Consider the following 24,153-nt stretch of genomic DNA (forward strand, 5'->3'; position numbering starts at 1 on the left):
ATGTAAAGACAGGGTATGTGTTCAGCAATTACGCTGAATGGAAACGTGCATGAGCCGTATACGAGGTCCGTACGTACGGTTCTGTAAGAGGGATGAGGCGGTAACGCCTCACCCTACTTTATGTATCGGTTAAATTTGATGTTCGTCCTTTGGCCGAATGAGTCCCGCTGGAGCGCCAGCCATAGCTTAAATGTAATGCGTATCAAATTCTGGTGATATTGGGTACTTAGCACGTTAACAATGTTGGATGCCTGCTTTAAAATGACGATAGTTAAACTTAGGAAACTATCAGTGATGAAAGATTTTGAGCTTATCCCCCGCGTGAACATTACACATTCACCTACGCCACTAGAGTTTTTGCCCCGTTTATCGAATGAACTTCAGTGCAATCTGTATATTAAGCGCGACGATTGTACTGGGTTGGCTGGCGGGGGTAACAAAACCCGCAAGCTTGAATATCTCATTGCCGATGCCAAGCAGCAAGATGCCGATACTTTGGTTACTGTTGGTGGCTTCCAATCTAACCATGCGAGGCAGACTGCCGCTGCGGCTGCCAAGTTTGGCTTTGGCTGTGAACTGGTATTGGAAGATGTTTCAGGTACACCTAAAGAGGATTATTACAACAATGGCAATATGTTGTTGGATAGCTTGTTAGGGGCAAATATCCACCCTGTAGATATTGACGATGATTGCAATGATGTAGCCCAAGCACTCATTAAGAAACTTGAGGGGGAAGGGAAGAAGCCGTATTTAATCCCGATGGGCGGCTCGAACGTGATTGGCAGCTTAGGCTATGTACGATGCGCGAATGAGCTAGTGCAGCAACTAGCGACACAGAACACGCAAATAGATCAGATTGTGCTAGCAACAGGCAGTGCAGGTACACAAGCTGGTTTGCTAGCGGGACTTATCGCGGCTGGCAGTGATATACCGGTACTCGGTATCAATGTTAGCCGTTCAGCCGAGGAGCAGAACAAGCTAGTTGAGCAGTTGCTGAAGCAAATGCTAACTCACCTGGAATTTGATCCTAAGCTATCGGCTAACAAAGTTGCCACTAACGGTAACTACTACGGTGAAGGATACGGTATCACAACAGCGGCTATGATTTCTGCGGTGAAGTGCTGTGCCCAACTTGAAGGTTTGCTGCTAGACCCTGTCTATACCGGCAAAGCAATGGCTGGCTTAATCGACTTATGCGAAACCGGTGAGATTAAACCGGGCAGTAACATATTGTTCCTGCATACGGGCGGTAGCCAAGGGCTCTTTAGTTATAGAGAGGCTTTTGAAGCCTGAGGTTAAATTAATTTCTCGTTATATTAACCAATAGGCGATGAATACTGAGTTTATCATGTATCTAATAATCATTAATTAAGTATCATTAATAAAGTAAAGGTAAATATCAGTATTTATTTACCTTTTACTTTAATTTACTCATCTACAATTATAATTAATATGTTCTATTCATATAATAAATTTAGTTTTAAGTTAAACTTTTCATATAAAGATAAATAAGTTAAAGTTAAGCAAAAAAGCGCTGCCTATTTACACTTACAAAAAAGATTAATATTTCTTGCAGCGATCAAAACTCTAAACTAACCTGTAATCATTGCTAGTCATTATGGCCATTTGTCATGAGTGATGTTGGTAATAATCTCGAATATGATCATCGCTATCTTGAGCTTATCGACTACTTCGAAGGTGGTAATAATGAGTCGATGGTGATTACAGAAGAAACTGAAGATAGTGATTTAGAAAAACAAAAGCTAGTCAGGCGATACTTAGATGAGATGTTAAAGGAAACGATAGATCTTAGACTACTAACGTATGATATCGTTTATGCTTTAATTAATGATGATGTAAATTCAGCCATAAGTTCAACAGAGCAACTTTGTGATATGTCTGTTCAATATTGGGATGAATGCTACCCAATTATCAGTGAAGATGAATTAGATATTAGAGATAGTATTTTTTCATATTTAATAAGTCAATGTACATATTGGAACAAGTTGTCAGTTGTGAGACATGAGCGCCTTGGTTGTTGGAGTTATGACTCTTGGTCGGCATTTAGCCAAAGTCAGGGAGAGTCAATAACTGTCTCACTTAATGAATTAATTGATGAAGTTGAACAATCTGAAGTCGAAGTAATTTATGGTAAGCTACTGAAAGCAAGAGATAAAATGGCTGACTTATCATTGTTTTTATCAGAGAAATTGAATGGTAGTAGTTCTTATGTTTTGGTAATGAGTGAAAAGATTGGTAACTTGATGCTTGGTTTAGTTGATTCATGGCACCTTCACTCAGGTAAAATACAAACAAACGATATTAATATAGTGAATGATGAGAACAAGGCTATTGATACGCTCACTAAAGACCAGAGCTCAAAAAGCAGTAACTATATAACCAAGAATAATACTCATAAAGTATTAGTGGAAGATATTTCCATATCAAACAAAAGTGATGCCATTAAACTGTTAAATAAGGTATCTCAATACTTTAAAGACAATGAACCAAGTAGTCCTGTTCCTTGTTTACTGGATCGTTGCATAAAGTTAGCATCAAAAGATTTTATTGGTGTGTTAGAAGATTTAGCACCAGAAAGTGTTGATCGCATAAAAGTGCTATTCGGAACACCAAGTATTACTAAACCCCAAGAAAATAAAGGCGAAGAATAGAGAGAGTTATCATGCCTGATTCTGGACAGAAGTTTATAGCAAGAAACCGAGCACCAAGGGTTCAGATTGAATATGATGTTGAGTCATACGGTTCAAATAAAAAAATAGAGCTTCCGTTTATTATGGGAGTAATGTCTGATCTTTCAGGAAAAGGTAATGCTGAACTACCACCTGCAGATGAGCGGAAATTCTTAGAAATAGACATAGATAACTTTGATGATAGGTTGAAAGCCTTCAAACCTAAGGTTGAGTTCCATGTTGAGAACACGCTAACGGACGATGGCGGAAAAATGCCTGTATCCATTACTTTTGAGTCAATGAAAGACTTTTCGCCAGATGCTGTTGCTGAGAAAGTTGAGCCAATAAGAAAGCTATTAGAAGTGAGAAAACAGCTTTCAAACCTCTTAACCTATATGGATGGCAAGGCCAATGTTGAGCAGAAACTAAATGAAGCATTGAGTGACCCTGCTTTATTGAAATCCCTATTGAGTATGCCAAGCCCAGATGAAGGGGCGGCAGCGGTTGAGGATGATGACAATGGCACAAGAAACTAATTCATCCGTTGAGTCTGAAGCGTTAAGTCAAGAGCAGTTAAATACTGAACTTGTAGAAGATAGTTTTAAAGAATTGCTGCTAAAAGACTTTAAGCCAAGAACTGATGAAGCTAAATCACAAGTTGAAAAAGCGATTGCTAGTCTAGCTGAGGAAGTACTATCTGATACTCAGCTGGTGTCAGATAACGCGTTTGAAACCATTGAAGCAGTCATCGCTAATATCGATCTAAAGCTCACACAGCAAGTCAACCAAGTCATTCATCACGAAGAGTTCCAGCGATTAGAGAGTGCTTGGCGTGGAGTAGAATACCTTGTTTCGAATACAGAAACAGATGAAAAGCTTAAAATTCGTGTATTAAATATGTCACGTGATGAGCTACAGAAGATGTTCAAGCGATATAAAGGTATAGCTTGGGATCAAAGCCCATTGTTTAAGCGAGTATATGAAAGTGAATACGGACAACTTGGTGGTGAACCATACGGTTGCCTAGTTGGCGATTTTTACTTTGATCACAGCCCGCAGGATGTAGAGTTTCTAAAAGGCATGGCAAGAGTTGCAGCGGCAAGTCATGCACCATTTATTGCCAGTGCAGCACCTGGTTTGTTACAGATGGACACTTGGCAAGAGCTAAGTAACCCAAGAGATCTAACCAAAATATTCCAGACACCAGAATACGCAAGTTGGAATTCATTTCGAAGTAGTGAAGATGCAAGATACATTTCACTGACTATGCCTCGCTATCTTGCTCGCTTGCCATATGGCGCTCAAACAAATCCTGTTGATGGTTTTGCCTTTGAGGAAGAAACTAGCTTAGGTGATTCGTCACAATATTGCTGGGGTAATGCGTCGTATTTAATGGCAGCCAATATTAATCGTTCTTTTAAAGAGTATGGCTGGTGTTCAAGAATTCGCGGGATTGAATCAGGTGGCGTTGTTGAAGAGTTGCCAACACATACTTTCCCATCAGATGATGGTGGCGTTGATCTAAAGTGCCCAACAGAAATTGCGATTAGTGACCGGCGTGAAGCCGAGCTGAGTAAAAATGGTTTACTATCGTTAGTCCATCGTAAAAATACTGACTTAGCGGCTTTTCTTTCAGCGCAAACATTGCAAAAACCACAGCAGTATGAGGATGCCGATGCAACAAGAAATGCAGAATTGTCGGCACGCTTACCTTATTTGTTTGCAACCAGTCGCTTTGCCCATTATTTGAAGTGTATTGTGCGAGATAAAATTGGCTCATTTAAATCGAGAAGCGAGATGGAGAAATGGTTAAAAAAATGGGTTATTCAATATGTAGATGGCTCACCAATGCTGTCCAGTGAAGAAGTAAAGGCAAAAAAACCTTTATCAGATGCTGATGTTGAAGTATTTGATGATGAGAGTAATCCAGGTTATTACAAAGCAAACTTCTATCTAAAGCCACATTATCAGTTGGAAGGATTAACAATTTCACTACGTTTAGTTTCAAAACTTCCAAACGGTAAATCATAAAAGTGAGGTCTTATTATGTCTGCAGTAGATATGCATTTATCTTTAGGTCAGATTCAGGGGGGATCCCAGGATGATGCCTTTGATAGTGCAATTGATATAATTTCATGGGAATGGGAATTATCACAAGGAGGATCCATGCATGTTGGTAGTGGTGGGGGAGTGGGTAAAGTATCAGTTGGCGATTTGAAAATTACTAAATTAATTGATAGATCTTCTCCGATCTTTACACTTATGTGTTGCCAAGGTAAACATTTTGAAAATGCAGAACTAAGTGCAAGAAAAGCTGGTGGTGATGCAGGTCAAGTCCAGTTTCATTATTTATATCTAGAAAAGGTAATGATTACAAAAATAGAAACAGGAATTGATCAAAATGATGGTAAAGACTTACCTATCGAAACTATTTATCTCAATTTTAAAGAATTTGAATTTATATATACACCACAAGATTATGATGGGGCAGCAAAAGCAGAGAAGGGTGTCAAATTTGATATTGCTGGTTTGACAGGAAGTACGAATTGAACTGATAGATTAATTATTGTGAGGTTATAGGTTTGAGTTTATGTGAAAAGCTTGAAAAAAATTATGAGAAAAATATTTTAAACTCAATAATTAGAAACATAGAATCTATTCTAAATAATAACTCAACCCGTGTAATATTGCCTGTAACCATGTTTGTAAATGACAGTGTAATTAACTATGGTATTGATTGTTTAAACTACAGTCAATTTGAAAGTAATGAATTAGAAGTTATTAATCAGCTTAAAAAAAATATTATGATATATGAAACAAGACTTGTAAAAAAAACAATGAAATTAGATGTTCAAGAGTTTGATATCAAGTCAGGTATATTAATGCTGAGTTTGCAATGTGAGGCTATTGCAATACCAACTACTTTACCATTATTGCTTAAATTTGAGGTTGATCTAATTTCGGGTAGAGTGACTAAAAGTTAAAATGGTGATTGAGATGAAGGCTAGCTTACTTCTTTCCTTTTATAAAAAGGAACTTGAGTATCTCATAGAGTTAGGCAATGACTTTAGCAAAACTTATCCAGATATTGCGAGCAGAATAGGTTTAGATAAGAGTTCATCATCAGATCCTTATGTCGAACACTTAATTGAAAGTGTCGCATTTTTAACGAGCCGAATTCAATATAAAATTGATGCCGCTTATCCCCGTCTAGCAGCCCAACTTATTGAAACTATGTTTCCTCAAGTTGGACAGCCATTACCGTCGAGCTGCATTTTTCAGCTAAAAGGTGTAGAACAGAACGGAGTTGTTGAGGTTGGAAGTGAACTAATCTCGATGGAAAAGCCCCCGATTCCAGCATGCCGTTTTACTGTTTATGATACTCAAAATTTGAATAATGCTAAAATTCATCAAATAGAAACGTTAGACAGTAATATTGCTTTTCCTGCTTGTTTATCAGCCTTAGACAAAAAAAAGCAGAAGACAGCGATCATACTGAAAATATCTGTCGAAGACGACGATTTTTTCTCAGCAGAAAAACCTGTAAGCTTTTATGTTGATATGAAACCTTCATGTGCAAGTTTGTTTTATCAACAATTTTGGTCGTCAAAGCCATTTATTGTTGTCTCAACTAAACAGAAAGCACAAAAGTTACATGCTAAATATTGCCAATTAGATGGCTTCGTGTTTGATAGTAAAAATGATATTATCAAGGATAATGATCGACTTAGCTTAGAGTCATACCGGTTTGGTTGTGAGTATTTTCATTTTCCTCAAAAATTTCAGTTTTTTAGTTTAGATCTTTCGTCTACCTTAACTGGTAATGAGCAAGAAATAGAGGTATGGATATTATCTGAATCTGAATGGCTACAACCAAAAGAAGAATACTCAACTAATTGCTTTAAATTTAATTGCATTTATGCAGTTAATCGATTTTCAAGAAGAATTGATCGTATAAACCTGACATCTAGTAAAACAGAATATCCATTATATGCTGACAAGGTGGCGCCCTCTGCATTTGAGGTTTTGTCTGTAAAATCAGTGAATGGTTTTGATTATGGTAATGAAAGGTTAAATGAATTCACGCCGACTACAACGTTATCACCTCATTCAGAATATATGTATGAGTTGATTAGAAATACAACTATGTCTAACGATCCATATGTTTCAGAAACAACTGAAATGTTCATCAGTTTAGCTTTTCCTGTGGATGAAGATAAGCAAGTAAAACAAGTTGCATTAGAGGGGGTATGCAGTAACCGCCGTTGGCCAGAACTTATTCGAGAAGGTAATATTAACGTTGACTGGCGATTAGAGTCAGAGGTTAGAATATCAGGAGTTAAAGCCTTGGTGGGGCCAAGTAATAGTTATTACCCACCTATTGATGAGCAGGCATCTTGGTCATTGATTCAAAATATTGCTAATCAGCTAACATATATTTTATGTGATGACCCTAAGCAAAGTGCTAAAAGACTTCGCCAATATTTAAGTGTTTTCGTACCTCAAGGTGGAGTCAGACAAAAGCAATTATGCAATAGTATTGATGCTATCTATCACCAAGATATTGTTCGTAAAGTATCATGTTCTGGTATACCTACAATAGCGAGGGGACTACATATTGATTTGCATATTAATGATGAAGCTTATCCGCATGGTGAAACATGGCTACTTGGTGCTGTCATAGAGCGGATGCTGGCATGTTGGATGCCTGTGAATAGCTTTATTGAATTGACATTGCATTCAAAAAAATACGATGTGATCGCAACGTGGCCAATCCAAAATGGTCTTGGAAAGCTATTATGAGCGGCTTAGTGTCTGAAAAAGGGTCCATATTCGATTGGTTACTTCAATATGAGTATAACTACGGTGTTGGTGTGGGTGAAGAAACCATAGCTAGCTATGAACAAGTCCAATTTAAGCAGTCTCTTTCTCTTGCCTTTCCCGCCAATGATTTTCTTTCAATAGAAAAATCAAATAATAAATGGTTAATTGAACAGTGTGTCATCGGCATCAATGGTTATGATGGGCCATTACCACGTGATTGGTCTGAAGAATTATGGCGTGATAAAAAAACAGAACAAGCCAAAGTCGCTTTCTTAGATATATTCAACCATCGTTTGTTTATGCTTTATTGGCGTGCAATGGCAAATAGTCAGATGATTACGGCAGTTAATAGAAAACATTCATTGTTAACGAAACTGATTGATTCAGCAGCTGTTCACGCGAAAACCTCGGGTTTATCAAGGGGTTCTGTGAACAGCCTCCAAGCCCTTCCTTTATGGATGAAAAACCAAGCTAGTGTGTGTTCATTAAGATCGATGCTGTCTGCTGCTTTGAACGTACAAGTTAATGTGCGTGAGTTTCAGCCTTATTGGTTGAAACTTGAGAGAAGCGATCAGACAGAGGTTGGTATCGCTAATTCTTGGCTAGGCCATGGGATGGTCTTAGGCAGTAGAGTACTAACCGTTACAGAAGCAATATGTATTAAACTCGGACCGCTGAGCATGGAGCAGTATTCAACCATGACTGATCCGAAAAATATCCAGGATGTCTTTCACTTAATTCATAGCTTTATGGGGCGAAACTTAGTCATCGTGTTAAATATCGGTGTATTAATTCAGTCTCCTACTAATTTAGGCGAGATGCGATTAGGAGTAAACAGTTGGGCTGATAGTCACAGTGATAGAATCAGCTGGGATTACGTTCAGGTGTCTTAGGATTTTGTTTGATATAAATTAGTTGATAGCTTGTACCGGAGAGAATAATGGCTGATATCACTCGTTTAGCATTATTTCAAAAACTAAATAGCTTGTTATATAAGTCGATAGAGAGTGCAACCAGCCTCTGTAAAATGCGAGGCAATAGCCATGTTGAACTGGTACATTGGCTTAATCAGATATATCAACTGCAAAACAGCGATTTATTATTGATTAACAGGCACTTTGATATTGATGATAGTCGGTTAATGAATGATTTGTCACAAGCGCTGAACCAGCTTCAATCAGGTGCATCGTCAGTGTCTGACATCTCTGCTCATGTTGATCAAGCTGTACAAGAAGCATGGTTGTATACCAGTTTGGTGTATAACGAGAAGAAAATTCGTAGTGGCCATTTACTTCTCGGTATCTTGAAAGATAAGTCACTACAAAATGTATTGCGTGGAATTTCATTAGAGTTTAAGAAAGTACGCGCTGATGAGCTATCAAACTCTCTGTTAGAAATTACAGTAAGCTCAGCCGAATATAATGAGCCTCTGGTAAATGAGGCTACGGATCAAGAAATATCAGGTAATAGCAATACACTAGAATCTGATGTCTTGAACCGCTATACCATTGATTTAACCGCCCAAGCTACTGCTGGGGAGCTTGACCCTGTTATTGGGCGTGAGCAGGAAATTCGGCAACTGGTTGATATTTTGCTCAGAAGGCGGCAGAACAATCCTATTTTGACAGGGGAAGCCGGAGTTGGGAAGACAGCGGTAGTCGAAGGTTTTGCTCTTCGTGTGGCTGAAGGAAATGTGCCTCCATCACTTAAAGGTGTGGCAGTCCGAGTGTTGGACCTCGGTTTGCTTCAAGCTGGCGCAAGCGTTAAAGGTGTGTTTGAGCAACGGCTAAAAGAGGTGATTGAGGCAATTAAGTTAGCGACTACGCCCACCATTTTGTTCATCGATGAAGCACACACATTAATTGGAGCTGGTGGAGCTGCGGGTACTGGCGATGCTGCTAACTTATTAAAGCCAGAGCTTGCCCGAGGCAGCTTACGAACCATTGCAGCGACGACTTGGAGCGAATATAAGAAATATATAGAAAAAGATCCGGCTTTAACTCGCCGATTTCAAGTGGTTAAAGTTGAAGAACCTGATGATCAAATTGCTATTGCAATGTTGAGGGGGCTACAAAAGTCTCTATATTCACATCACAAAGTAGCAACGTTAGAAAGTGCTTTAGAATCGGCAGTCAACTTATCAAAACGCTATATACCCGACAGGCAGCTGCCTGACAAAGCTGTAAGTTTACTCGATACTGCTTGTGCAAGAGTCGCATTAAGTCAGCACACTGAACCTGCAGCGCTTGAAGACAAAGAACAACGAAGAGAGCGATTGTTGATTGAGCAGGAGTATAAAAAAGCGGAATCTGAACAAGGGATTACTTGTGATGAACAACTTGTCTCTCTAAGCGAGCAAATTGATAAAGTGAATACAGAAATCGCTGAGCTAAATGACGAGTGGTTAGTTCAGAAAGAGTTAGTAGAAAAAATCATAGAAATTGAAACTGAACCCAGAGAGCAAGAATCAAACGATCTGATTTTATCGTTAAAAGAGGAGTTAAATGATAGGCACAAATCCCATGGATTGGTATTTCCATGTGTAAATGAGCGGATTGTCGCAGAGGTTGTGAGCGGTTGGACCGGAATACCATTAGGTCATATGGTTGAAGATACAGGAAAGCAGTTATTAGAACTCGAGTCACGACTTCAGCAACGTATTTATGGTCAAAACACCAGCCTAGCATTGTTAGCAAATCAAATTCGTATCAGCCGATCAGGACTTAGTGAGCCTAATGCGCCTAATGGGGTATTTTTACTTGCAGGTTCGTCTGGTGTAGGTAAAACAGAAACAGCCCTTGCTCTAGCAGATACTCTGTATGGCGGAGAGCAAAATCTCATCACTATAAACATGAGTGAATTTCAGGAGTCTCATACAGTGTCGACCCTTAAAGGGGCACCACCGGGCTATGTCGGGTATGGTGAGGGTGGGGTGTTAACAGAAGCTGTTCGAAGAAAGCCTTACAGTGTGATCTTGTTGGATGAAATTGAAAAAGCACACCCCGATGTACATGAGATTTTCTACCAAGTGTTTGATCGTGGTGGAATGGAAGATGGAGAAGGACGTTACATTGATTTTAAGAATACATTGATTTTACTTACCTCAAATGTTGGTAGTGACGCATTACTGGCGTTAAATGATGATAATGGTAATTCAGTAGACATCTCAGCAGCTAAAGAGGCCATTACGCCTGAATTACGTGAAGTATTTCCAGATGCTTTTTTAGGTCGTTTAGTCATTGTACCTTATATGCCATTAAGCCGTTCATCTGTTGAGGCGATAATAAAAAGCAAGTTACAGAGGGTATCATCGAGGTTTAATGAACATTATGGTATTACTATTAATATTGAATCTGAGGTGTACTCCTGGCTGATAGAACTTTGTCAAGTAAGACAGAGCGGTGCTCGGCTTATTGCTAACAATATTAACCAGCATATTTCATCATTATTAAGTGAGTTTGCGCTTAATAATTTAAGTCAGCTTGATCAGTATAAATCTGTTGTGATAAGTCTTGATGAGCAAGGTAAGCCTTATATAGAGACCTCGGCAAGTGACATCGAAACGAAGAGTGCTGGAGAACCAGATGAGCAGCAGTAATCTTGTAGAAGGCACTTTAGACGGTGAAGAATTACTAATTATTCACTGTAATATTATTGAGTTAATTGGTGAACCAGGATATACAGACATTTGGATATACAGAGAAGAGGGTATTAACTTTACTCATTCTTGGTTGAACAAACCGGTGAACCTAGTGGTAAAAGGTCAAGAGTCAACAGATAAACGATATTACTATGGGTTTGTCAGCGAGTGTGATTTTGAAACTATTGAAGAACATTATTTGAAATATAGATTACGAATATTACCAGAGTTTGGGTTTAGTCAGTTTAAGCAGGATTGTTGTATTTATCAGAACATGACCGTCATTGATATTATAAAGAAGAAAATTGATGAACTAGGTATTGCTGATTACAAAGTGGTAACTGACTCTCAATATAGTGTTATTGAGTACTGTACTCAATACAATGAAACCGACTTGAGTTTCATTACGCGCATGATAAAAGAGTATGGTCTTTATTACTACTTTGAGCACAATAAAAATAGCTGTACTATTGTATTTATTGATAATAATAATTGCCATTATTGCTTAGAAAAAGGCGCTAAGTTTTCATTATTGATGGCAAAAGAGAATGTTATTACACCTGATAAAAATACGTTGAGAGTATGGAAAAATATCGCACGTGTAAAACACAATAAAAACACATCAAGAAAATTTGATTATTTAAAACCAAATGCACCTTACGAAGTCGAAAAAGTATCCCCATTAAAGCATCTAACAAACAAAGAAATATACCAATACCCCGCTCATAATCAGGCTCAAAGTGAGTCCGAGCTTGAAAATGAAATTGTTCTCCAGAGCTCAACTCAGAGTGAGTACTTTATTGGTGAAACAGCGAGCCCACACCTTTGCTCTGGATATTTTATTAAACTGGAAGATCACCCACAGGAATGCTTAAATGATCAATATCTTATAACAAATATTGAATATAACATAACTAATGCATCTGCACGGAGCTCAGATTCAAACACAAGCAGTATGGTATGTAGGTTCAAGGCAACGCTAAAAAATAATCAGTTTAGACTTAATAAAAGAGTAAGCAAGCCGAATGTATCAGGTGTTGATACGGCAATTGTGGTGGGACCCAAAGGGAAAGAAATTTACACAGATAAACTAGGTAGAGTTAAAGTGCAATTTCATTGGGATCGTATTGGTAAAAAAGATGAAAATAGCTCTTGCTGGATTCGAGTTGCCCAAGGCTGGTCAGGAGCAGGTTATGGCTACGTATCTATACCAAGAGTAAATGAAGAAGTTATTGTCTCCTATGAGCTTGGCAATCCTGATAAGCCTATAATCACAGGCCGTGTCTATAACCCAAAAATGCAACTTCCTTACACTTTGCCAGAAAATGAAAGTATATCTGGATGGAAAACAAAAAGTACTCCAAATGGAAAAGGGTACAATGAGTTTATTTTAGACGATTCAAATGGAGCAGAGTTGATTCGATTAAAGGCTGAAAACAACCTCGAGATAAATACGTTAAATGATCGGAATGAGAAAACCAACGGTTACGTGAATGAAGAGGTGAAGAAAGATAAATCTGTAACTATTTACGGGAACGAAGAGAGAAAGACTAAAGGTGATATGAAGCATGAGGTGTTAGGAGATATGAACCATGAAATTTTAGGTGAGGTTAATTTAAAATCAAAAACAAAGATAACTTTAGAGTGCAGTGGTTCTAAAATATCGATAGGCCCCGAAGGAATAAATATTAAAACAATGGGAATTATAAAAATTAACGGAACCCTAGTAAAAATCAACTAATGATTTGAGGTTGTTTATGCCTTTTGCCGCTAGATTGACTGATATGCACATATGCCCAATGATAACAGGTGTTGTACCTCATGTTGGTGGGCCAATTATTGGCCCTGGTATACCAAGTGTCATAATCGGTGGTTTGATCGCTTCTGTAATTGGAGATAGAGCAATTTGTGTCGGTGGTCCAGATGTTCTGATTAAGGGGTCTATGACTGTTTTTATCGGAGGAAAGCCTGCTGCAAGAGTAGGGGATATGACAGCTCATGGTGGCGTTATTACGCTAGGGTGTCCGACTGTATTAATTGGAGGTTGAAAATTCGAAATGGAATCAATCGTATAAATGAATAGGTTTATCTTGACTTGAGGTGCTGCAATGCAATTAACCATCAGCTTGTTAACAACATCATTGGTGAATTTTTGCCGAGGTAAAATGTTTGTAGATGAGCAACGTGGTATTACGATTGGGAGAAAAGAAGATAATGATTTAGTGCTTATTGATGAAACATTGTGTGTATCGTCTCATCATGCATCAATTTATTGTCAAGGAAATCAATTCTATCTTGCTGATACAAGCACAAATGGTACTTTTTTGAATAGCTCATCACAGCGTATTGAAAAAGGTAGCTCTGTTATGCTCAGGGAAGGAGATAAAATAACCATTGGCCCTTACGATTTTTTGGTGAAATTTGAAAAATCTATAGTTAGTCAAGATGCTAATAACAATCATGGTTTAAACCCAAATACAGAAGAAAAATTATTTAGTGGTTTAGAAGGGTTGTTTAGTTCTAATCCAGCAGGCTTCCCAGGACCAGGCATATCCTCAAGTCAAAGTACAGGAAGTACTATCCCTTCTGATGTTTCAAACAGCAATAACTCAGCACTTGATGATGATTGGTTAGGAGAAGATGATAACAATTTACCTGTAAGTGAAGTACCAAATATTCAAAAAACAGATTCAGAAATACCGAAAGAACCAACAACTAGAATTTTTAATTATGATACAAGTTCAAGTGATGATAATTCACAAACGGGACTTGAAAATAATAAAGATGGTCAGAGTAGTCAAAGTCAAGCAATAACATCGAATCAAGATATAAATAAGGCGTTATACTGGGATTGTTTTATTAATGAGTTAAGTGAAGATCTTGATTGTACAAATCAAGATATAGCAAGAAATCTTGGTTTAGTAATGAAAGCACTATTGGAGGGAATGACAGAGTTGGTACGTTTAAGGGAGAATATTAAAAATGAATATAGATTACAGAGAACTCAAATCAAGGATAAAGATAATAATCCATTCAAATTTTCAGCATCAGCAAGAGATTTAATTAAAGCATTAAGCACTAATGAAGATGCTTACATAATTGGACCTGATGCAGTGAAAGAAGTGGTTAAAGATATAACTTTGCATGAAGCTGTCGTTATGGCGGCTATGCAAAAAACGATTGAAATGACTTTATCAAAGATGTCACCAGAAAATATTTTAACGTTAACAAGGCAAGAAAACACAGGTTTTTTATCTAAAATATCAATTAAAAGAAAGTGTTGGGATAATTATGAAAAACAGTATGATCTATTTATCAGTAAAGAAAATGATGAATTAATACAAAGAGTTAATATGATATTTATTCAAATATATGAATCTGAAATTGCAAAATTAAATGATAAGTGAGTTTTTATATGGTTAGCCGTAATCGTGTTGTTTGGTATGAAGGTATGTTCTTGAAGCCAGAACATTTTGAGCAAGATTTTCGTTATTCAGAAAGTGCTACTCAAAATGCAATCACTTTTTTTAACGATTATTGCTACGGCCTTAAATCTTTAGCTTATGAGAAAAAGCTACTAGAGCATGGAAAATTTGCTGTTACTGAGGTGAGTGGTGTTTTCCGAGATGGGACGGTGTTTCAATCACCAGAAAGGGATTTGTTACCATTAGTTTTTGAGATAAATGTTGAATCTACTGGTAAATGTCTTTGTTTGACACTTCCTATCTCTGGGAGAAACCAAGGGTTAGTACCTCAATCTAAAGGTTCCCACGAGCAATCTCGCTACGTCTCGATTGAAACTCCTGAAAATCCGAGTGAAATAGACAAAGAGATCGAGTCGGCTAGTTTAAATCTAACACTCTATATGGAAGATACTGTGCCAACTGATTGCTTAGTAATCCCAATCGTAAAAATTCAATCTGTTGATGAACTCGGTGTAGTGACGCTTGATGATAACTTTATTCCGACTATATTAAATACAAAATTGTCACCAGTGATTATAGAGAGACAAAATCAGATACATGCACTCATGCTGCAAAGAGTTGCAATGTTCAGCGATCAAATAGGTGTTGTAAAAAGGGCATTAGGTACAAATACATTAGAGTTTCTTCACTTGCAGACTATAAATCGCTACTTGCTGTTATGGAAACAGTATCTAGGGCAGAAGGAGATACACCCCTACGAGTTATTTAAGCTTTGCCTGTATATTGCCGGTGACCTTACAGTCTTCACACAAGAAGGAAGTCAAATAAAACCACCTGATTTATCTATTTATGATCACCGCAATCTCGAACAATCTCTACTATTGGTTCTTAGCGTAATAGAAGCACAGCTGGGTGGTGTGATTGCTATGCGAGCAATCCATCTTGAATTGGAGGAAAAAAAATATGGTATTCAATTGGCAAGGATTGATGATAATTCACTACTAAATAACAGTCGAGTTATTCTTGCCGCCAGTTCACAAATACCTTCAGAGCAATTAAGACTCCGTTTTCCACAACAAGCTAAGATTGCACCAGCAGAGAAACTGACAGAGCTTGTCCAGTTGCAATTACCTGGCTTAGGCTTATCGCCGGTACAAGTTGTTCCTGAAGAAATGCCATACTATAAAGATTATGTTTATTTCGAAGTAGGTCAGAATAGCGACTTATGGCATCAAATGAAACATTCAGTTGGATTTGCCATCCATCCTGGTGCTGAGTATCCATCATTAGCCCTTGAGCTCTGGGTCATTAAGCAGGAATAGATATGTTTTGGTCTAAGAGTGATATTAAAGATTCTGATTTATCATCAGTACAAAATAATCAAGGCTTGATAGCTGATTTGGAATCAGAGCTTACTGATTGTGATTATTTTAATGAATCAGTAATGAATATTCTTTATATGGTCGCTTCTTTGCCTGATCAATTGGAAGAAAATGCTACCCAATCACTATACAATGAATTCCGTACGAAGCTATTAAGCCTTGAACGGTTTCAATCTGACCAAGTGATACTCTCTTCATGTCGCTATTGCTTGTGTTGCTTAATTGATGAAAAAATAATGAAAAAACCATGGGGAAAAATATCACCTTGGCCGTCGCAATCTTTGCTCAGTTTATTTTTTAATGAAACGCATGGTGGTGAGAAGTTTTTTCAAATTATTCAGATGTGCATCCAACAGCCACAGCGATATTATGTTGCGTTGGAAATAGCTGGCTATTGTTTATCGTTTGGCTTTAAAGGTAAATATTATCATCTCCAAAATGGAGAAGATGAACTGTTAAGTATACGAAACGAAGTCTTTCAATGGTTAATAAAAGATAAAAACGTAACAAAAAAGTTTCATTCAGAGTACCCTATTAAAAATTATCCAATTGTTAATAAGAAGCGTTTAATACCATTAACATTGATCTTTGCTATTACAGTCCTTTGTTGTCTGCTAAGTTATGGTAGTTGGTACTTTTATTCATCAGATCTAGAAAGTAGGATGTTTAGTAGAATATATACGTGGTCGCCATCGACTTCACTTGAAGTTGAGCGAGTTCCACTGCAAGATGGACAAACAGTTAATACTGATGATTTGATTGAGAGCCCAGTTAATAATAATAGCTCATTGGGTTATTTACTAGAAAAAGAAATTAAGGAAAATTTAGTCTCTTATAAACAAAAGGGAAATGTTGAATTCATCATAATTACTGGCAATTTGTTTGAATCTGGCAGTACAAAAATAAGTAAAAACCAAGAAGAGATAATATCTTTACTGGCTGATAAAATTAACCTATTAGGTACACCGATTGAAGTGATTGGTCATACTGATAATATACCAATTAAATCTTTTTCTTTTCCTTCTAACTGGCATTTATCTAGGGCGAGAGCAGAAGCTTTTTCTTTAAAGTTGATCAATCTCGGTGTTTCTGACGAATTAATTTCAGTATTAGGGATGGGAGATACTAGTCCCTTAAAGCCGAATAATTCACCAGAAAATCGAGCATTAAATAGGCGCATTGAAGTTAAGCATATATTGTCCTACTGAGGAAAATATGAATCAATTAATTCACAGGTTACCAGTCTGGAGTTCGCTAAGCGTTATTATAGGAATGCTCTTTATTGGGTATGTTTTGCCATGGATAAGTATTGCTGGCGTACCAGTGTTCCGCTCCATATGGGTACGAATTGCTCTTGGTTTGGTGCTTTTAGTTTTAGTCGCTTTTGTACATTGGTACAAAAAAAGAAAAGAGAACCAGCGAGAGCAGGCGTTAATTAATGATATGGGACAAGTATCAGCAGGTAAGCTAACTCCTGACTCGGAATTTAACCGAATATTTAGTGAGGTTTTCACTGCTCTTAACATGGAGAAAGACGGTAAAAAGAGGTTATATGAAATTCCATGGTATTTAGTCATTGGTTCTCCGGGTTCTGGAAAAACCACTTTACTTCGAAAGTCTGGCTTGGACTTTATAGGGAGTAAAGAAGCGCTTGAAGAAAAAGGTATTGCTGGAACGGTTTTATGTGATTGGTGGGTATCTTCAGAGATTGTATTATTAGACACAGCAGGGCGTCTTACAAGCCATGATCATCAAGAAAAAGATGCCTCTGACTGGTCTTCATTGCTCAGCAAACTATACAAATATCGTCCTATCCAGCCTCTAAACGGAATAATACTAACTTTGTCAGTTGATACTTTAATGTCTTCAGAGAAGTGTGACAAATTTATTCAGTTGGCTATTAAAAGGTTGGATGATGTCCAAAAAACACTTAACGTCCGTTTACCTGTTTATCTTTTTATTACTAAAACAGACTTGCTGCCAGGTTTTGATGCTTGCTTTCATCAATTTGAATCTAAAGAGAGAAGAAGGCTATGGGGCTTTCCGTTTGATCAAAGTAACAGCAACTTTAAAGAGTTACTGCAACGCTTAAAGGTTTGGGTTTATAGCAAGCAATCTGAACTTAGGCAGGATGAAGCGCAACAAGTCTTGATTTTTTATCAACATTTTGTAGAACTTACACACAGCATTTCAAATTTTACAACTTATCTTGCTGCAGAACTTAAGTATGATATTAAATTAAGAAGTGTCTTTTTTACCAGCGGAACTCAAAATGGTAACCCTGTAGAGAAGATATTCTCGCAAGTTTTATCGAGTCAATATGGTTACTCTTTGTCTGATGTATCATTAAGGCAATACCCTAAAGCTTATTTTATTCAGACCGCTTTTTCTGATGTTATCTATAAAGAAGCTGGTTTCGCAGGTCATGCAATTGAATATCTAAAAAAGAAAAGAATGCAGCTTATTTTAGTTTCTTCTCTATGTTTTTCTTTACTGATTGGGATGAATGTTTATTGGTGGAACGAAGCAAATAAAGTAAAAATAACAGCAGAGGAGTTTCAAGATAAATTTGATCTAATTGCTTACGACAAAAGAAAATTAAGTACAATTGAAGGAAGTATAGGTTTTTTTAAAGATGTTGACTCTTTACTGGAGGAGTACTCAGAAAACAACTTTAATACATTATTTATTGATGGTGATATTCGAGAAGCTTTATATCATGCAAAAAAGGGTGTTTACATATCTACATTAATTCCTTTTTTGATTAATAAAATAAGAGCTAGTATGTTGAATGCCAGTGTTCGACAAGTCGTATTATATGAGCAGCTTAAAGCTTATATCATGCTATCTACAGGTCGTTTTTTTGATGAAAAGTTTCTTTTATCCTGGCTGAAAAAAAATCCTAGTTTTGCAAAAAGTTCGGATTTAAGCGAGGAAGAAAACAAATTACTTTATTATCACATGGAAAGAGCTATCGTAACACCTAACGAGCAGGATTTTAATGTTGATCAACATGCTATATTAGTTGCTCGAAAAAAACTAGAATATTTCTCGATTGAAAAAAGGTTGTTACAAGCACTTGGATCAAAAAAAGGAATACCTGAATGGGATGAGAAACTTATTAGATATAGCGCAAGTATGGACGATTTATTTGTAAGAAGTGACGGATTGTCACTTTCTGCCTTACCATCTTCATTATATAGTCAGAAAGGTATGCTGTGGTTACTACAACAAGATGTTGAGAAAATGACTGAAGTATACATGCGAGAGGGTTGGGTATTAAGTGACAGCAATCAGTTAATTACTAAATCAAATGGAAGTGACAGCAAAGCAATAGTCAACACAATGATGCTTGACTACATTGTTAACTATATTAATGTTTGGATGAGTTATTTTGATAGTATACGTTTGAAACTAGAAAATGATAAAACACGGTTAGTTGCGCAATTAGATCAGCTTTCAGATTCTGAAAGTGATTTCAGTTTATGGCTATCAAGTGTTATCTCGCAGTTACATATAGCTAAAGAAATCAAGGAAGATAAAAAAAATTCATGGTTTGTTAAACTTGCAGAAAATCATTTTAATCGTAATTTTAGTGATATTACTTTATGGGCTTCACTTGATAAGAAAACAACAGGGGTTATCAGGCTAAATCAAAAACTATCAAAGATAAAAGATCTATTAGAAAAGCAAATAACAGAACCTAGCTCAGAGTTGAAGAGTAACATAGCAATAAACAATCAATTTCAAATTCTTATTGCTGAACTCCCATCTCCTATTAATCTTTGGTTTGGGTATTTATCCAGTCAGGCAGATACGGCAATGAAAGAAATGGCGGATATTGCGTTGAATGTAGCATGGAAAGAAAAAAGTTCGGTATGTAAAGAAAGAACTTCCGGTAGGTATCCTTTTTCTAAAAAAAGTAAATTAGATATGTCATTAAATGACTTTACAAAAATTTTTGGTCAGTCAGGATTGTTTAACACTTTTTATAATTATCATCCTAGTGCAACAAAAAAATTAAACGAGATTAGTGGTTTTAGTTTATCAAAAAAAATTTCATCTTCATATTTCATTGCAGGTGATAACCCTGGCTTTGATTTTAGTATTCGTCTGAAGAGTGTCTCACCTGTAGTTTCAAAAGTATATATTAATGTAGGCAATGATTCATTAGTTTATGAACAAGCCGATGGTAAATGGTTACATGCACGTTGGCCTCTGCATTCTGGCACATCGGAAGTGAAAATAAAATTAGTTGATGAGTTTGATTTTACAATCTGGGAACGAGGATATTATGGTTTATGGGCATTGCATAAAATGTCAGAGTCTCTTTCTGCAAGACCTCTGAGAAATGGTAATTTCCTTATAAAAAAAGGGGGGGTAGGTTGGTTTTTTTCTCTAGAATTACAAGTACCAGAGAAAAATAACCTGCTGCTATTGAATGACTTCCGTCGGTTTCGTTGTCCGGAGGAGTTATGATTGACGGGAATTGGAGCTTTGGTGGAAAAATTCCAACACATAGTGATTTTTTATCTCATAATGAGCCTTTGCAGCTTCAGGAATCTCTACGCCTAACATTTGATTCAATTGCAATCAATGTTGCTTTGAAAAAAGAATGGAACAATGCATATCGTGATATGTCTGTTTGGTGTTTTAATTTGCCAGTTCAGGTCACACTTTGTGGTGATTATTGCGGTTGTATTATAGCAAGCTATGATGCCGTCGGTCGTTGCTACCCCTTTTATGTATTTTCACCTGGACTGTTTCATCCTTCGAAAGACAATAAATTAATTCGAAAAGTTTATCGGTTAATGCAACAGCTTAAAGATGGGGAACTTACATTGGAAGAGTTTACTGATGAATTAAACCGCTTGCCGATACCGAGTCAAACTAAAGAGGGTGATATATCTGCCTATTGGTGGAATGATTCTGGATCATCTTTCTCTTCAATTTCATGGCCTAACTCTGAACAAATCAGGTTAATGGTGGGCGTATTATGAACAGCTCTAACATAACTTCAGAAGACAGTGTAGATCTCGAAACCAACGCCAAAAAATTGCTTGTTAAAACTTTTTCAATTTCACATCCAGGCTATAAAAGGCATGTCAATGAAGATGCATATTTGAACCGAGATTCCGATTCTATGTGGTTAGTCGCTGATGGAATGGGTGGTCATACGAAAGGTGATGTTGCCAGTAAGCTCATTGTTAGTCGTATAGAGTCTCTTGAGCTACCGACGAGGCTACCAGATAGAATAGAAACCATAGAAGACGCCTTGATTGAGGTGAATAATCACCTTTGCCAAGAGACTGAGATGTGTGGCTCTACTGTCGTTCTTCTGACTTTTGTTGATAATTTGGCCTGTATTTTATGGGCTGGTGATAGCCGGCTTTATTTGTACAGAGATGAGCTGAGGCAGCTTTCTGTCGACCATAGCCATGTTCAACAGCTTATTCATCGGGGGGAATTGACAATAGAAGAATCAGAGCAGCACCCATTAGCTAATGTCATCACACGTGCTGTAGGAGCTGATGAAAAGCTAATGCTTGAGCTGAAGTGCCATGATTATAAATTTGGTGACCGATTTATTCTTTGTTCTGATGGTTTATCGAAAGAATTATCTCACAAGCAAATTGAGGAGTTAGCCTCAACGGGTGATGTGAAAAAATGTTGTGAGGGATTGCTAGCCAGCGTGTTATCAAATGGCGCTTCAGATAATGTCACAATAACTGTGGTTGATGTTCTAGAAGTAGATGAAAAGTCTATGCACGATCACGAGCAAGTTGAAGCCTTAAGTAATGAGCTTGCTAAGTACTATTCACAGTTTGTTTCAGGTCGTTTTGATAAATGTCAATACATGCATTATCGCTCTGATTTATTCATCCGCTTTAAGAATAATCTCAATATAATTAATAACATGACTATTCCTATCAGTGATTTATATCAGACGATTCCTTCGGAAAGTAGAAAGAGTGGAAAATGGTTGTGGTTGGTGTTTGTCATCATTGCTGCTGTATTTGGAGTGTATTATGCCTTCCGATAAAACACGGTTGATGAACATTGACCCAAGCTCTAACAGCGATAGACCAGATAGCGCCGATAAAGTTAGATATGGTTTAGGAGACATCTTAAAAGGTAGGTTTCGGCTTGAGAAAGAGTTGGGTAGAGGAGGGATGGGAAGTGTTTATAAGGCGCTTGATTTAAGGCAGCAGGAAGCTAATGAAAGGTTTCCTTGGGTAGCTGTTAAAATCATGGATGCATCGACACTAAGTTCCGAAGAGACCTTAATGTGCCTGCAAAGAGAGACCACAAAATCAAGAGGATTGTCACATCCAAATATTGTCCGTGTATTTGATTTTGATCGTGAAGATAACTGTGTATTTATGACGATGGAGTATTTGGAAGGCGTTACCCTAGATAGCTGGATAGTAAACAACCCATTACCTAGTTACCAAGACTGTATGAGAATATGGGGTAAGATTGCCTCAGCACTTGAATATGCTCATGAACAAGGGTTAGTGCACTGTGATTTTAAACCAAACAATGTTTTCATTTGTGACAATGGTGATGTAAAGGTTATCGACTTTGGTATTTCAAGAGTGAATGCGGATGTAATTAACAAAGCAACAGTAACTCGATTTGATATCAGCCAGTTAGGTGCACTAACACCAGCTTATGCTAGTTGTGAAATGATAGAGGCTCTACAACCAGTGCGACAGGATGATATTTATTCATTTGCTGTTGTTATGTATGAAATGCTTACTGGCAGGCATCCATTCAATGGCTTGATGGCAACTCAAGCACGTGCGAAAAAACTTAAGCCGGAGCGAGTCGTCCAAATTAGCCAGTCAGAGTGGAAGAAATTAAGTGTAGGGCTCAGTTTTAATCGGAGCCAAAGGCCTGTCTATGCAAGTGAACTTATTTCTGGTGGCAAGACAAAAAAATTACACTTTTCAAAAACAGTTAAGATAGTGATGATCATCTTTGCGCTCGTTATGTTTTCAACTGTAAGCTATTACATGTTTTTCACTCGAGGGGATACGAATTTAGATATTGAAGTACCAGTCGTTGAAACTATACCTATGGAACGATATTTATCCGAAAGTGTTATTGAAGAAATAACATTCATGCTCTCCGTTGCTGATGCTCATATGGGGGTTGGGAATATAATATCACCACCTGGGAATAATGCATATGAAGCTTATTTAAAAGTACTATCGTTAGATCCAAAAAATGTTGAAGCTGAAAAAGGACTTAGTAATATTGCAGACATTAACTTTAAGGAAGCAAAAAACTATATACTAATGAAAGATGCAGAACGAGCACATGTGGCAATACAGCGAGGATTGAAGGTAAGCCCAAATCATAAAGGTTTAAATTCCCTTATGGATGATCTTGAGAAATTACTAAATGAATAGATTGTATTTATTGTACTTAATTTTTATTCTGTCCTGCGGAAGTAATAACTCTTACTATTTAATAGATTATCAATCTTTTACTATTTATTCTGGGTTATATACCCATAAAGTATGGTATAAGGAAGCGGAAATTGAATCTGAAGAAATACATATATATATAGACGGTGATGGGAAACCATGGAAAAATAGATTTTTCATTTCATCTGATCCAACAAAAAAATCATCTGTTATTCAATCGCTTATGGATTTTGATTATAATGAAAAAGTTTATTTTGGACGACCTTGTTACCATGGGTTTAGTTATGAGTGTAGATCTGAAGACTGGACTTATGATAGATATGGATCTCATATTATCAAGAGTATGAATGACGCATTGACAGAATACTTAAACAAAAAAGTAAAAAATTTTAAGAGCAAAAAAATCATATTGATAGGATACAGTGGTGGTGGGGCAATTGCAGTGCTTATGGCAAGAGAACTAAAATATGTCTCAAAAGTAATAACTTTAGCTGGAAATTTAGATATCGATAGCTGGGTTAATTTACATGGCTATACTTACCTCAATGGTTCTGTAAATCCAGTTGACTTAACTTATGGTCATGCCAATTTAAATTGGTTGTTCTTCTTTGGTGGAGAAGATAAAAATGTTCCCTATGAAGTTATGCAATCCAATATTGAGATTGCTTTTCCTGATGCAAAAATTATGGTCTTACCTGGCGTTGCACATACAACAGGCTGGGGTAAGTATTACGAAATCATCTTATATTAAATGCA

General features: G+C 37.1%; 19 protein-coding genes. All 19 read left to right on the forward strand.

All coding sequences use genetic code 11. The annotated features are described in order from the left end of the window. Positions 1-294: 294 nt before the first annotated feature. The 19 genes from C9I98_RS09885 (at position 295) to C9I98_RS09975 (ending at position 24,148) form a co-directional block, all read left to right on the forward strand. Positions 295-1,293 (forward strand): D-cysteine desulfhydrase family protein, encoded by a 999-nt coding sequence (locus tag C9I98_RS09885; RefSeq protein WP_036827742.1) that lies wholly within the window; start codon positions 295-297, stop codon positions 1,291-1,293. 338 nt (positions 1,294-1,631) lie between these two features. Continuing rightward, a complete protein-coding gene (locus C9I98_RS09890) occupies positions 1,632-2,672 on the forward strand; it encodes a type VI secretion system ImpA family N-terminal domain-containing protein (RefSeq protein WP_107271918.1) in 1,041 nt (346 codons plus the stop codon). 11 nt (positions 2,673-2,683) lie between these two features. Continuing rightward, positions 2,684-3,226 (forward strand): type VI secretion system contractile sheath small subunit, encoded by a 543-nt coding sequence (tssB, locus tag C9I98_RS09895; RefSeq protein ID WP_036822717.1) that lies wholly within the window; start codon positions 2,684-2,686, stop codon positions 3,224-3,226. Further along, a complete protein-coding gene (tssC, locus tag C9I98_RS09900) occupies positions 3,210-4,721 on the forward strand; it encodes a type VI secretion system contractile sheath large subunit (protein WP_036822720.1) in 1,512 nt (503 codons plus the stop codon). The genes tssB and tssC overlap by 17 nt, the downstream gene beginning before the upstream one ends. Before the next feature lie 15 nt (positions 4,722-4,736). After that, positions 4,737-5,240 (forward strand): Hcp family type VI secretion system effector, encoded by a 504-nt coding sequence (locus C9I98_RS09905; RefSeq protein ID WP_107271919.1) that lies wholly within the window; start codon positions 4,737-4,739, stop codon positions 5,238-5,240. Between the two features lie 32 nt (positions 5,241-5,272). After that, the gene (locus tag C9I98_RS09910) at positions 5,273-5,674 is read left to right on the forward strand and encodes a hypothetical protein (RefSeq protein ID WP_146153874.1); all 402 of its coding nucleotides are present in this window, start codon (positions 5,273-5,275) and stop codon (positions 5,672-5,674) included. Positions 5,675-5,687: 13 nt separating this feature from the next. Continuing rightward, positions 5,688-7,493: a type VI secretion system baseplate subunit TssF gene (gene tssF / locus C9I98_RS09915; RefSeq protein ID WP_036827140.1), complete on the forward strand. Its 1,806-nt coding sequence runs from the start codon at positions 5,688-5,690 to the stop codon at positions 7,491-7,493. After that, positions 7,490-8,407: a type VI secretion system baseplate subunit TssG gene (gene tssG / locus C9I98_RS09920; protein ID WP_107271921.1), complete on the forward strand. Its 918-nt coding sequence runs from the start codon at positions 7,490-7,492 to the stop codon at positions 8,405-8,407. Before tssF ends, tssG begins: the two co-directional genes overlap by 4 nt. A 47-nt stretch (positions 8,408-8,454) precedes the next feature. Continuing rightward, complete coding sequence (gene tssH, locus C9I98_RS09925; protein ID WP_107271922.1) at positions 8,455-11,112, forward strand: type VI secretion system ATPase TssH; 2,658 nt, start codon at positions 8,455-8,457, stop codon at positions 11,110-11,112. Next, a complete protein-coding gene (locus C9I98_RS09930; protein WP_107271923.1) occupies positions 11,099-12,895 on the forward strand; it encodes a type VI secretion system Vgr family protein in 1,797 nt (598 codons plus the stop codon). Before tssH ends, C9I98_RS09930 begins: the two co-directional genes overlap by 14 nt. Before the next feature lie 16 nt (positions 12,896-12,911). Beyond that, positions 12,912-13,202 (forward strand): PAAR domain-containing protein, encoded by a 291-nt coding sequence (locus tag C9I98_RS09935; protein ID WP_036825050.1) that lies wholly within the window; start codon positions 12,912-12,914, stop codon positions 13,200-13,202. A gap of 60 nt (positions 13,203-13,262) precedes the next feature. Next, a complete protein-coding gene (gene tagH / locus C9I98_RS09940) occupies positions 13,263-14,561 on the forward strand; it encodes a type VI secretion system-associated FHA domain protein TagH (RefSeq protein ID WP_107271924.1) in 1,299 nt (432 codons plus the stop codon). An 8-nt stretch (positions 14,562-14,569) separates the two neighbouring features. Next, positions 14,570-15,901 (forward strand): type VI secretion system baseplate subunit TssK, encoded by a 1,332-nt coding sequence (tssK, locus tag C9I98_RS09945; protein WP_107271925.1) that lies wholly within the window; start codon positions 14,570-14,572, stop codon positions 15,899-15,901. Between the two features lie 2 nt (positions 15,902-15,903). After that, complete coding sequence (gene icmH, locus C9I98_RS09950; RefSeq protein ID WP_107271926.1) at positions 15,904-17,169, forward strand: type IVB secretion system protein IcmH/DotU; 1,266 nt, start codon at positions 15,904-15,906, stop codon at positions 17,167-17,169. A 7-nt stretch (positions 17,170-17,176) separates the two neighbouring features. Further along, positions 17,177-20,440 carry a type VI secretion system membrane subunit TssM gene (gene tssM / locus C9I98_RS09955; RefSeq protein WP_107271927.1) on the forward strand — a complete coding sequence of 1,088 codons (3,264 nt, stop codon included), beginning with the start codon at positions 17,177-17,179 and terminating at the stop codon, positions 20,438-20,440. Continuing rightward, positions 20,437-20,961 (forward strand): type VI secretion system-associated protein TagF, encoded by a 525-nt coding sequence (gene tagF / locus C9I98_RS09960; protein WP_036820621.1) that lies wholly within the window; start codon positions 20,437-20,439, stop codon positions 20,959-20,961. Before tssM ends, tagF begins: the two co-directional genes overlap by 4 nt. Beyond that, complete coding sequence (locus tag C9I98_RS09965; RefSeq protein ID WP_051902114.1) at positions 20,958-22,004, forward strand: PP2C family protein-serine/threonine phosphatase; 1,047 nt, start codon at positions 20,958-20,960, stop codon at positions 22,002-22,004. Before tagF ends, C9I98_RS09965 begins: the two co-directional genes overlap by 4 nt. Next, the gene (locus C9I98_RS09970; RefSeq protein WP_107271928.1) at positions 21,991-23,379 is read left to right on the forward strand and encodes a serine/threonine protein kinase; all 1,389 of its coding nucleotides are present in this window, start codon (positions 21,991-21,993) and stop codon (positions 23,377-23,379) included. The genes C9I98_RS09965 and C9I98_RS09970 overlap by 14 nt, the downstream gene beginning before the upstream one ends. After that, positions 23,372-24,148, forward strand: coding sequence for a dienelactone hydrolase family protein (locus C9I98_RS09975; RefSeq protein ID WP_107271929.1), 777 nt, complete (start codon positions 23,372-23,374; stop codon positions 24,146-24,148). The genes C9I98_RS09970 and C9I98_RS09975 overlap by 8 nt, the downstream gene beginning before the upstream one ends. Positions 24,149-24,153: the final 5 nt, after the last annotated feature.

The organism is Photobacterium sanctipauli (genome assembly GCF_003026495.1).
Lineage (GTDB): Bacteria > Pseudomonadota > Gammaproteobacteria > Enterobacterales > Vibrionaceae > Photobacterium > Photobacterium sanctipauli.